The 12366-nt window shown below is 41.8% G+C and carries 11 protein-coding genes and 1 pseudogene; 2 read left to right on the plus strand and 10 right to left on the minus strand.

Annotated elements, in window-relative coordinates; translation table 11 throughout:
• Positions 1–366 precede the first annotated feature (366 nt).
• Positions 367–783 (plus strand): annotated as a pseudogene (locus FD23_RS05380) (PTS transporter subunit EIIC); the annotation flags it as partial.
• Positions 784–1152: 369 nt separating this feature from the next.
• Here FD23_RS05380 and FD23_RS05385 read toward each other — a convergent pair.
• From FD23_RS05385 to FD23_RS05420, 8 genes are all read right to left on the minus strand, one after another.
• The gene (locus FD23_RS05385) at positions 1153–2865 is read right to left on the minus strand and encodes a glycosyltransferase family protein (RefSeq protein ID WP_230844931.1); all 1713 of its coding nucleotides are present in this window, start codon (positions 2863–2865) and stop codon (positions 1153–1155) included.
• Between the two features lie 20 nt (positions 2866–2885).
• A complete protein-coding gene (locus FD23_RS05390; RefSeq protein WP_311317940.1) occupies positions 2886–3965 on the minus strand; it encodes an acyltransferase in 1080 nt (359 codons plus the stop codon).
• 38 nt (positions 3966–4003) lie between these two features.
• Positions 4004–4993 (minus strand): stealth family protein, encoded by a 990-nt coding sequence (locus FD23_RS05395; protein WP_025896131.1) that lies wholly within the window; start codon positions 4991–4993, stop codon positions 4004–4006.
• Positions 4994–5023: 30 nt separating this feature from the next.
• Entirely contained in the window at positions 5024–6013 is a 990-nt protein-coding gene (locus FD23_RS05400) for a glycosyltransferase family 2 protein (RefSeq protein WP_025896129.1), read from the minus strand.
• 102 nt (positions 6014–6115) lie between these two features.
• Positions 6116–7354 (minus strand): hypothetical protein, encoded by a 1239-nt coding sequence (locus FD23_RS05405; RefSeq protein WP_052933817.1) that lies wholly within the window; start codon positions 7352–7354, stop codon positions 6116–6118.
• A gap of 17 nt (positions 7355–7371) precedes the next feature.
• On the minus strand, positions 7372–8379 hold the full coding sequence (locus FD23_RS05410; RefSeq protein ID WP_025896128.1) for a glycosyltransferase family 2 protein: 1008 nt from the start codon (positions 8377–8379) through the stop codon (positions 7372–7374).
• 25 nt (positions 8380–8404) lie between these two features.
• On the minus strand, positions 8405–9391 hold the full coding sequence (locus FD23_RS05415; RefSeq protein WP_025896127.1) for a glycosyltransferase family 2 protein: 987 nt from the start codon (positions 9389–9391) through the stop codon (positions 8405–8407).
• Between the two features lie 2 nt (positions 9392–9393).
• Positions 9394–10233, minus strand: a complete 840-nt coding sequence (locus tag FD23_RS05420; protein WP_025896126.1) for a DUF4422 domain-containing protein — start codon at positions 10231–10233, stop codon at positions 9394–9396.
• A 234-nt stretch (positions 10234–10467) separates the two neighbouring features.
• On the opposite strand from FD23_RS05420, the gene FD23_RS05425 reads away from it, so the two are divergent.
• Positions 10468–11181: a hypothetical protein gene (locus FD23_RS05425; protein ID WP_025896125.1), complete on the plus strand. Its 714-nt coding sequence runs from the start codon at positions 10468–10470 to the stop codon at positions 11179–11181.
• Positions 11182–11235: 54 nt separating this feature from the next.
• Here the strand turns inward: FD23_RS05425 and FD23_RS10495 are convergent, their stop codons facing one another.
• Both FD23_RS10495 and FD23_RS10500 read right to left on the minus strand, forming a co-directional pair.
• Positions 11236–11526, minus strand: a complete 291-nt coding sequence (locus tag FD23_RS10495; RefSeq protein WP_230844929.1) for a glycosyltransferase — start codon at positions 11524–11526, stop codon at positions 11236–11238.
• Complete coding sequence (locus FD23_RS10500; protein ID WP_230844928.1) at positions 11510–12088, minus strand: glycosyltransferase family protein; 579 nt, start codon at positions 12086–12088, stop codon at positions 11510–11512. The genes FD23_RS10495 and FD23_RS10500 overlap by 17 nt, the downstream gene beginning before the upstream one ends.
• Between the last annotated feature and the right edge of the window lie 278 nt (positions 12089–12366).

The following is a 12366-nucleotide window of genomic DNA, read 5'->3' on the forward strand; positions in this document are numbered from 1 at the left end:
TTCAGTTTAATTTTACAATCGGCAATACATATTTGCCTCCATTATGCAGATAACACTTGCTTTCTTCTTAGCAATCGCTTACAAGCAAAATTATACGGCCCATTGAAAATTTCTACAAGCTTTTTTCTAAAGTTGGTACCTTTTTCATCTTACAGCCCGCGCACTAGTAGAATTATTACCAGTCGATTATTCTACAACTAGCTAAAAAGCTGTCAATTAGCACCATTTCTAGTTCTGTGCTTACCTCCATTTTGAAAATAATCTACGTTTTTATGAAAAAAGCGCTTACATTTTCTTCTACCGTGTTTTAAAATGAAGATGGTTAACGGCTCAATCCAATTCGTTCAATCTTTGAAAGCTAACAACATCATCGGCGGTGGGATTGCCGTTTCCACTTCTGGGATTACGAGAGCTAAGTCAACTCAATTGAAGGAAATTGGTAAGGTTGAACTGGTTCCTGCCATCTTCAACATCAACGAGCCATTGCTATTCGGTTTGCCAATCGTTTATAACGTTAACTTGTTCGTACCATTTATCGGTGCCCCAATGGTCTGCTCCATGACCACTTATGCTGCCTTTGCAATTGGCTTTTTGCCAAAGACTATCGTGCAACAACCTTGGCCAACGCCAGTCGGCCTGGGTGGCTACATTGCTACGGTTTCCTGGAGAGGCGCGGTAGTTGTGATCATCGCCTTCCTCATCTGGTACCCATTCATCAAGAGATACGACAACAAGCTCTTGAAGCAAGAAGAAGCCCAAAAGTCTGCTGAAGCTAACGCTTAAGTTAAATACCCTAGCCAAGTTTGGCTAGGGTATTTTTGTGCTTATGTGGGTGGTGCGGCGAGGCGGGGGCAGCGTAGTAGATGTGGCAGCCCAATATGATGTCAACTAGCGTCATTTTATACTGCTTCAGCGTTTACTTAACATTGTTTTAGGCTATAACCTCCTTTAACTTGATCAATCAGACTATCTCTTCCTGATTTGGACCCCTGAGTTGACTCAACCAAACTCATTTTGCCGTTTTTTCGCCCCCAAATTGACTCAACCAGTCTTGGTTAACATACTTCGGGGGCAAATTTTGCCTAAAATCAGACCGGTTGACATACTTTGGGGGCTAGCACCTGCCCCCTATACTCCAAGCGACCACATTATTTATCTAAAATGCCAGTCATGCCACCCAACCACGGCACACCCCCCTATGAAGAGCAACAATGAAATCCAAACAACCACTGAATAAACCGATGGATTATGGCTTTCTACTATCAACACATCACCCTTTCTTAGCGATGCCTTAGTAACAATCTGCAGATATCCCTGCTGATCTGCCTGATAGCCAACCTTTTGTCCGTTAACCTTAACCGAGTATTGAACCGTTCGATACTTATAGAGCGGAAGTCTAAACCTTCTCCCCTTCAAATCAACCTGAACATGGATCTTAACCCCATTGTTAATAGGTTCACGCCAAATCTTGGCCTGCTGGTCCTGGCCATTCGCAATATAAGGGTGAAAAGCCAAGTTAGAAGTCAGTCGTGTCACTCGATTGCTGCCATCTGTCACACTTGATTCAATCGGAGCATAGTCACGGATAAGCAGGTAATTGTGAAATTCGTCGTTAACTATTTCAACATTCCCCTGAGCGTTATCCATAAACTTTTGCGTGATAAAAATCTTCTTGGACGAGTCCTCGTTAAGGCTCTTAATCGCTTGACTACTGATCAGCGGCGTCATTAGCGCTAAGAGAAGCAAAAAATTATATGGCAGTTTTGAGCCGACTTTTAATGAATCAGCAAAAGTATTCAAGTAAAGGACAATCGGAATAATCCCCAACCAGATGCCAAAACGCCAAGGAGTGTATTGGAGATTGTTCAGCATTGGGAGCTTATCAATTAGATTCCACGGGAAAAAATTAGTGCATAAAACAGCCAACATCAGCTCAAGAAAAAGTAGCTTCACCATCTTTTCGCTCTTTTTACCAAAGAATAGGCAAATTGCTAGCAGTACCAGTGAAACAACTGAGAAGGTCGTCCTAGTTGACCAATCGATGTCTGAGAGCATTTTTTGCACGCTCTCAGCTATGATCATCCCCTGCCCATACGGTTTAGCCAAACCAGATCTGCTGAGATAAAAGTACCTGTAAAGAACCGGAAGTGATAAGATTGCCGCAATCACGCCAGACAAGGCTAGATTGGCAAGCACTGCCCAATTAAAGTCCCGGTCAATCAGCCAGCGGTAGAGCAAAAGCAAAGCTACGATAAAAGCCACAATCACAGCACTTAGGAGGTGCGAAGACACAATTATCGTAAATAGCAAGCCTAAGCGCAAAACTAAATTGTAGTCAATTTTTTCCCGCTTAAATAGGTCTACCAAGGCAAAGAAGATCGGGAAGGAAAAAATATAGATAATTCCTGTCCCTAACTGAACCTCAGTGCTTGCCTGGTACAAAGAATAGCCTGACAAGGTGTAGATTACTGCCGCAAAAATTGCCAAGTTGCTTTGATACTTATGCTTAAGCAAGCTCAGGTAGGTTACTAGGCAGGTTAAGGCTAAAATCAGCAAGCGGATAGCGATAATTTGCTTCATCAAAGACAGCGGCAAGGTAACCAAGACCAGGGGCCAAAGCGACAAGTCAGGGTACATCCCATTGACTGCTTGTCCCATGCCAAAATAGGAGTGATAATTCAGCCAGTTTGGCAGCTCATGATGCAAAAAGGCATACCTAATTTCATAAATCCGACTGACATGAAAGAAGGTGTCCCCTTTTTGGAAGAGGCCATAGTACTGCTGAACCTGGCTTTGATAAAACAAGTAAAAGATGAACAGGGTTACAACTGCAAGCCCTGGCAATTTTTTTTTAAGCGATAACATAACACACAGTCTCTTTTTCACTATCGTCTAGGCTGTAAACCTAGAATTTTTCTAATAAAGCCAATGTAGGTAAAAGGCTCCGTAACAAGTAAGCCAACAATAGCAATTCCTAACGTACTTAACAAGTAGATTCCAACTCCACGGAAGGAAGTTTTGGGAACAAGCAAGCGATTAAATACATAGATCAAGTACATATGAATCATATAGATGTTCATCGTCCGTACTGAGACAAATTGGCAATAGCGATTCAAATGCTTTGTGTTAGAAAAATCAGTGTTAGCAAATAGAGCATATATACTAGAAGCCAGCACTAATGTCCCAATCCGCAAATAGTCATTGTCTAGCCGTTGCCAGCTGACTGATAAAGTTCCCTGCTGCAAGAGTTTCTGAAATAGTAATAAAGCGTAAGCAGCTACAGCAGTAATAGCTAAACGGATCCTAGATTTTTTACTAATCTCTTTTTGATAATAGTTTCGATACAAAAAGTCCCCAGCCAAAAAGTAAAAGCCGTTATCAGCAATCACACTTAAAGGAAAAATCTTATCTCTAAAAGAACCTACCGAAATCAAACCGATACCATACCACTTTGATACTAGCTTAAAGATAAAGTCAATTTCAGTAACAACGAAAGCTGCCACAAACATGATCACCATTAAATACTTGAAGACTTTTGAATCATGATTATAGGCCAATTTAATAATTGGCAAAAAAAGATAAATTGCAATTAAACGGTACATATACCAATAGTCTTCTGCCGGAATATAAGCTGATGTTGTTCCCCCTAACAGGTAATTGATTAGGTTAACCGCACCAATTTGTGAATAGGTCTTAGTGTCAAAAGGCATAACCAAGAACCAAGTCAGGAGCATCCAAGCAAAAACAGCGATAACCAGCATTCCAGTTTTAGTCAAATGCTTCTTTAGATCTAGTGGTCTTGACACCAACAAGGCCCCATTAGCCATAAAAAAGAGCGGAACAGCAACTGTTGTCGTAAATTGCAAAATAGCCGTTGCTAAAACAGATTGACCTAAAAGAGCCGTATTGTGGCAGCACACGACAAAGAAAATTGCCAAGGTCTCAACAACGTTAATATACTCGATTCTCTTTCACATAATACTCAAATAATATCTAATACATCTTACTTTTCAAAACTGGACTTCTCTGGAAACTTCTTTTCAAGATACTCGTTAACTTTACGAGCACAAGTTTCATAGTCATCCACCACGTCATCATTGATGCAGATTGCCCCATTCCGTTGGCTTTCCAGCGTTTGCTTAATTTCATCAGTTTGATTTAAGCGCAAAAAGCGAGTAAACGTGGCATCCCGCGGACAAAATTCCCCCCGCTCCAGCTGCAAGTGACGCACTAGCCAAACCGTAACATCATTATATTCCCGGAAGCGATGCGTGTTGTTTTCGGCAATTTCCTTGGGCCAAATTTGCCGCGCAAAAGCAAAACTTGACTTTTTCAAGCTCAAAGGGCCGTGCGGCTCCACATAGCCCGGCACCCCCGACCTTTTCAAATACGGCATCATCAACAGATTTCTAAACAAGTCGCTGCCATATTTTTTGCTAAAAATTCCCTTCTTAGACAAAGGCCATTTACCATCTAGATAACGGTTGAGCAAAATCCCGTTGTTGATCAAGATATGATCAAATTCTTCAAAAGGTACAATCGGCTTGTAAATCCGATAATCACAGGGCTGATCGCCTTGAAAAAAGTCTTCTGGACTTAACGGACGGTTTAAGAGCATATCATCATTAAAGTAAACGAACTTTTCAGATAGGCCAGGTATCTTATCGATATTCATTTCAATGACACTGGAATTAAAGACCGGTAAATACTTATCATCAATGATCTCACGGTGGTCAATAATCTTTACTTTACTGATATAAGTGTCTAGCCACTCCGGCACTTGCTGATCCGTGATTAAAAAAATCTGGTTCAGCCATGGGGCATACTTTTCTAGGCTCCTTAAAGCATATTTGAGAGTTCCGTAGTCCCGGTATCTAACATCAGAAGCACTAGCCTCACTTGCTTTAGCTGGCTGATACTTGGCCTTTTTATCCCTCCAGGCTGGATCAGTTGAGTCCACCCACAAAAAGACTGCGTCAATTTTTTCTGGCATCTCTTACCTCTAATTTTCTAATGTTACTGTCTAATGCCTAATCTTGCTTTTAACGACAAAATCCAAGTTAAGCCGCAACAGTGCTGCCTGAAGCTTACGCTTTTTAGCCATGTCTGCCGTATTGAACTCAGTCTGCCCAACATAGTGCAAAAAGCCACGCTTAGCGAGATTGAACTGTTTCTGGTCATCCTGTTGCACGCTTAAAACCAGCATTTGCCAATAGGTTGAAGTAATTAGCTGGTTCAACACGGCTTCTGAAACATCGATATTCCCCGATTTTAAGGCAGCACGGATAATTCTTTGATCAACTATAATCGTTTCTTCTAGCTTAGCAGCCGGCAACTTCCGCGTTGCGCTGTCATCGTGGATGTAGTAATAGTAGTAGCTCTCTTGGTTTACGTGGATCTTAATCCCCGGCGTATTCGCCACGATCAAGCTAAATGCTAGGCGATCCTCTTGATAGCTAACCTTAGGATCGAACTGCCTTCCTTGCCATAGCGTTCTTTTAAAAATATAAGAATGCGGGTAGGCATAGATCTGATCAGCTGCTAAATACTTAAAGTAGTCAGATCCTGACAAAATCCCTTGCTTGGCCAAGTCGGTATAATCAACCCGACCAATTTCGTTAAGCGTATCCAGATCGTTAACCTTACTTAAGGAAAAAATCTCGATATCCGTCTGATTTTGCTCGATCGCTTTAACGTACTCTTCTACAAAATTCGGAGCAAAACGATCATCTGAATCAGCAAACATCATATATTCTCCACCGGCATGACTCAAGCCATTGTTTCGAGCTGCAGAAACACCTTCACCTGCTTGGTCAATCAAGATATAGGAATTGCTGCTAGTGGTCTGCTTCTTAATGAAATCCGCGATTACCTGAGCACTCTCATCAGTAGATCCATCATTAACCATGATAAATTCTGCATTTTGATAAGTCTGTTTTTGTAAATCAGCGAGCAAATACGGCAATGATTTTACTGCATTATAAACCGGAATTATGATACTTACTTTTGTCATCGTGCCTCACCATTATCTAGTCTTTCCTAGATTATCAATCCTTAACTAGAATATCACATTAGCTACAGCAAAAGGCAGGCTACTAACCTGCCTTTTATTTAATTAGGCTTGTTTAACTTTCGGTCCTAACAGTCCAAAAAGATTTTCTTCCCACTTGAATCGTTGACGCTCATGACGAGGATTAAAGCACTTAATACCAATCAGCATGGCAAAAGGGCTATACCATAGCCACAAAAGCTGCGGATCAAACATCGCATGGATGGCCAGGATGGCTAAAACAACTGCCAATAGTTCGTTATTCTCGCTAACGACATTCCTGGTAACCAGTGACAAGGCAACAATAATAAACAGTATGAAGAAAATCCCATACAGTAGAGTATATTGAATATAAGAGCTGTCAACATAGTTATATCCCGCTAAGAACCCTCCCTGCTCACTTTGATTGCGGAAGACGATTCGCTGGCCAAAGGAATGAATGCCGTATTCCACTAAACCATTATAGCTGAGCCAAAAGCGCCGATCAAACACCCGATTTAAAAGTTGGAATACGCGCCCTTGCGGGAGCATCGCTCCCATAAACATTAGCGCCGCATCTAAGGCAAAGGGGTAAGACAAGACTGACTTAAAAAATGGCACACGCAAAAAAAGCGGCTTAAAAGCTCTAAAGCGCTCAAAGGTCATGTATGCCAAGAGCAACGTAGTTAAGAGGAAGGGGTTAATGGTATCTGTATAAAAGTAGATGTAACCAGACACCAGCTCAAGCAAGAGCATTTCCCAATAAGTCGTCTTTTTATTGCGCAAAACTACATAGGCAACCACAAAGAAAAAGGCTAGCTGAGCTGGGTTGGTCACCCAGTTAAAGCCCAAACTGTAGCGGATGGCCCCATTCCCAACCCGGACGCTGATAAAATTGCGCAGGATGTTTACCCCGCGGCTGGACAGAAAAAAACTCCCCATCATAACTAGGCCACTAAAACCAAGAAAAGCAGACAGGATGTAATTAAAATTGATGCTGGCTGAAGCAAGCAAAAAGACAAACATGACTAAGGACAACCAGCCATCTCCGTGGCCCTTAACAATAAAGGCGATTGCCAAAAAGATTCCCGAAAAAAGAATTTTGGAATAATATCCCTTTTGCCAGTCCTTAATCCAATCAAGCAGGATTAAAAATAATAGAGCTGCTAAAACGACTAGATTGAGCAGTAGCCGAAACTTGTCTAAAATTGGCGGCTTGGGAATATTAACTGTCTTGTAGACCAGAAAAAAGGCTCCCCAGAGAAAGTAAAGAGCCCCAAAAAGCAAATTCTTCCAGTTGTTTTGGATAGACTTTTTTACATTCACGAATGCTTTCCTCGCGATTACATAAACTTTTTGATGATTTTCTTAACAAACCAGTGACTGGTTACCGGCGTCAGCAAGCCATGCTGGAAAATCCGACTAGATTTGGTGGTATTTTCCATCGTCACTTGATAAATTTCCTTCCGGTAAGGCTGCAAGCTAGCGGCACCTTGATAGATCAGCTTGATGTACTCATCCTTAAAAGGATCCTTTGACACCTTGGCGTACTGCTTGCAGATATATCGAAGCTGAATAAACAAGCGGTAGTAAAGCACCTTATTTCGGTCAGCTTGCTCTTGGGGCAGCTGCTTTAAAATGGCATCAAAGCCGGTCAGGTAGTCCTTGATCACTGATGGCCGGACGTCAGTAGCTGTATTACCAGGCCGATTTTTCAAGTAGTAAGCTAAAGCTTCTTGATCGTAAGCAATTCGCTTTGTCTTGCTTAAAGCCAGCATGTACAAGACGAAGTCAGTGTAGCTGACCTTTTGCGGAAAAACAATTCCCTTAGCGATGCTAGTTTTATAGAGCTTAGCATGCGGGGTTACTTCAAAGAGAGAAAACGTCTGCACATCTTCTGGCGCGGTATAGACCGTATCTGCCTTGATGCTTTGCATCCAGCTGGGGATGCTTTTGACGTATTCTTCCTCACCATCTTCTTCATAGACGTTATACTTGTCCGCCACAGCTAAGTCTAGCTGCTTTTCTTCTGCAAAGTTATACAGCTTTTCTAAAGCATCACGTGCTAACCAGTCATCAGGATCGCAGATTAAAAAGTACTTGCTTTCCAGACGGTCAATACTGTCTTGTAAAACCGAGCCATAACCACCGTTTTCTTTAAGTATAGACTTGATCCGTTGATCCTTAGCAGCGTATTCTAAAACGATTTCCGTTGAATTGTCAGGAGATCCATCATCAACCGCCCAGACTTCAAAGTTAGCAAAAGTTTGAGCTAGCAAACTATCTAAACACTTCCGAATATAGCGCTCCACATTGTAAATCGGAACGATCACCGTAATTTCAGGTTTCATTTTACCCCTTCTTCGCTTACTCCCATTAACCCTTTCGCTGATTGAGCCAAGCCTTGCCGCGACAAACTAGTCCATAGAGCAGCCAGTTTTTTTGCTTAAGCAATTGAATCATAACCCTCTTCGACCGGGGCACGGGCCTTAAATCGATCTCAGCTAAAGCTTGGACGTAAACAGGTTGATTTAGGGCCTCTTTAGCCTGCTCCACTTGCTCTTTTAAAGTAGCAGAATTATTAAACAAACCATTAACGCTAATAATTAAGAACTGGGTCAAAGCAAACAAATAGCTAGCATTGATCACTTTTGCTGACTCGCCTTGGCAGAGCTTGTAGACTTGTTCAATTGCTCCTGTAAATTCCATAACCAGCTTGCTCCCGGCTGACCGGGTTGCTGAGTCAGCACTATAAGTATATTGGTAAACAGGCGTATTAACGACTGTGAACGCCCGAGCATTTTTCAAGCAAGTCAACATAAAGACGCTATCTTCAGCGTGAGCCAAGTCAGAGTCAAAGCGCAAGTGATTATCTTTGATAAACTGGGCATTAAATAAAGTCCCACCAACCACTGCCTTTTTAGTCGCATCACTTAAAGCTTCTACTAAATAATCCCAAATTTGCTCAGCTTGATATACTTTGCTTTTTCCAGAAAAATCTTCTGTTGCCTTAGTATATTGTCCAATTACTAAATCTTGACCAGAAGCATTTTTTAGTAAAGATTCTAAGGCTTCCGGCAACAATTGATCATCGGCATCTAAAAAAGTAAACCATGGCGTTTTTACCTGGCCTAGGCCAAAATTACGGGCATTTGAGACGCCTTTGGAACTGTGAACCAGAGAAATTCGTGAATCTTCTTGGCAAAAAGACTCACACACAGACGTTGTATCGTCAATTGAGCCATTTTCCACAATAATCAAGTGCCAATTAGAAAAAGTCTGCTTTTGAATACTTGCCACTGCATCCCCTATAACTTTAGCAGCATTATAGGCTGGGATAATTACTGTAACTTCTTCGTTCATGGCTAAAAGCTCTTGTCATACTTTTGACCAAGGAACTTGGCCTTGATAAAGGAAGAAATCTTTCGACCCCAATCAATCGGCTCCATGTAGATGCACCTGACTTCTTTAATATCGGATGCCTTTAAAACGCCAGTCCTGACTTCATGCCGCAGCCAAACATTAAAAGCAATTTCGCTCACCCGACCGTAAAGTCGCTTTTGGAAGTTGTCCATCTTAGCCGTTTCAGGACCGATTTGTTTTTCCAGTTCAAACAAGATCTCAAAGAGCCACTGGCAATAAGCATCTACTAAGTCCCGTCTCATAATGAACATGTTGAACATGTAGCCTTCTCGGTGCTCCATAACCTGGTCAAAGTCTTGCACATAATCTGGGTATTTTTGAGCGATAATCTTGCGGGTAATGTCTAAATGCTCAGCATGGTGGGTGTGAGCGTAATGAGAATAAAGCGTTTCAATCACGTAATTGCGCTTCTTAGGTACAATTACCTTGTACTGATGCAATAAGCGAGAAGCTTCTTTGCTAGTCAACACATTTTCAAAGGAGTCGCTACTCTTTTTACGAAAAGAAAAATGCCGGCGGTAATGGGCTAGCCCCAAATTAGCCGCATCAACATTTTTCCAGGCCCAGTACAGGCCGGTTAATTCACTAAACCCACTGTTTTTATCTGAAATATTTTGCCCAGTATTGTCTTTAACGTAGCCAATGTCTAAGGGTTTGCCGTCTTTGCCCAGCTTGTCAGCTGCCCCCACGTGTACCGGCAAATACATTGGATCCTGGGGCATTTGATATTTCTTATGTGCCGCAATAATTATTTTTACAAAAGGTTTATTGTCTTCAGTCATATTAATCCTAATTAATCGTAATAACCAAATGTATCTAGCAGCCTTTGGTTATTACAATAACACTTTAATTTAATTTGCCAAATAAAGAAGCAGCTTTGTATATTTTACTACACTACCCTAATATATGTAAACTTGTCAATTGTTAATCGCATTTTTCACTACAACTGTAGCACTTCTATGGTATCATTATGTAGCGTGGACCCGACTTTTACCAATATTTAAAGGAGCACACTAATGGAAGCTTTGGCAGATTTCCTATACCTGCACCAATCTCTTGAAATTATTTGTATGGCGATTACCTTGATCACTGCTTTTATCTGGGCATTGATCAAAAAAGACACTCCCCTCAAGAAAGGCCTAATCATCACTAGCGGTGCTTTTTTACTGCTAACAGCTGTTTTTTTCTTTATTGGTCAACATTCTCCGATTAAGCAATATGTCAACCAAGTAGAAAATGTCGCTAATAATTTTTCGGTAATCAAAGTTACCCAAAATAGTGATGCCTACAAGGTTTACTTCAAAAATCACGATGGTGAGAAGAAAACTTTAAACATCCGTAAGAAATATGCACATCTAACTTATCATGAGTCACATGGCTATCTTTCAATCGCTATTCATGCCAATGCGGAATCCAGCAAGCCGATTGACATCAATATTGACCGTCTTCCTAAGCAAAAGATCAATAAGAATGCTAAAAATATCTATCCATTGGCCGTCAAATCCAAGAAGAAAGACTTGCGCCAACTGAGCAAAGTAGTCCTTCAAAAGAAGAAATACTACCTCACCTTAACCAATGGCAAGAAGATCGTCAAGAAAAAGAGAAAGGTCTACATTCAGTACTACATGAATGACAAGCGTGAACATGCCACCTACGATGTGAAAAAGCACGTCATTACCATCTACACCAACTTAGAAGACAACAAGCAAATTCTATTTGCCAAGAATTAAAAGACAATTATGCCAAAGTAAAAGACGACTTGCAAATGCAAGTCGTCTTTTTGATTAATGGACTACCTGGTTAAAGTGGTCGCCCCAAGCTTTCCAGCTATTGTAGTCGCGATACATTTGCTCAGCCCCTTGGCTTAAGCGGTCTAGATCACCATTTTTGACCCATTTTTCCAGTACATCCGCAAATTCTGCCCCACTGGCTGATAACGGCAGCCGATCACCGTTCACTTTTTTCTTCACGTAAGTGCTGTTGCCGCCAGTTTCTGTCGTTAAGACGGGCGCGCCATAAGTGGCCGCTTCACAAAAGACGATCGCCGAGCATTCTGACCTAGTCGGCAGGAGCAACAGATTGGCTTCTTGCCAGGTATTTTTTCAGCCCTTCAGGCTCATTTTTATTTAAAAAGCCCAGATTTTTGACACATTTTTTCGACTTAACCGCCTCTGGCAATTCCCGGATCCCGGTAATCAAGAGTTCACTCTTAATTCCGCGCTGGTTAAGAGTTTCTACTGCATCAACCGCGTACTGGCCACCCTTACGCTCCCAGTCAACGCCGGAGAACATAACCTTTAAAGTCTGGCCATCATATTTGGCAACGTGAATTTTTTGCTCATCATTATTGCCAACAACAAAGGGAAAGAGACTAACCTGATCGGGATCAGCATGATAGTCCTTAATCACCGAATCAGCAGCCCACTTTGAAGACAGCCAAACGTAACTAGCATTGTCAATAGCCCGTTGCTCGACCAGCTCTGCTTCCTTGATCGCTTTTTTGGTAAAACCAAACCAGTAGTAGTTGACCATCAGCGGAACCGTACCATCAGTATAGTAGATGATCGGCGTATCCGTCTTTAAACCAGCCACAATATCTACCTGTCCAGGTACGAAGAGAACATCGTATTTAGACAAGTCCTGCTTGATCGTCCTAGTCCGGATATGGCTAGCTAGGCGGGAGTGGATGTATGAACCCTTTCTCCCATAAATTGCCTTGTAGACTTTGGCAAAAAATTTATCTGGTGACCTGCCTTCTCTAAGGCTTCACGGGTATTATAGTAAGTCCCCGACCAGCTTTTCCGGTCTTTAAAAGGGTCGGTTGGTGAAACGTATCTGATGTGACCCCCAAAATTGGGACAATTTAGTATTACGCCGTTAAGGTTGTTAAAACATGATTCCGATATTCAATCGGG

It is taken from the genome of Lactobacillus delbrueckii subsp. delbrueckii DSM 20074 = JCM 1012, assembly GCF_001433875.1.
Classification (GTDB): Bacteria; Bacillota; Bacilli; order Lactobacillales; family Lactobacillaceae; genus Lactobacillus; species Lactobacillus delbrueckii.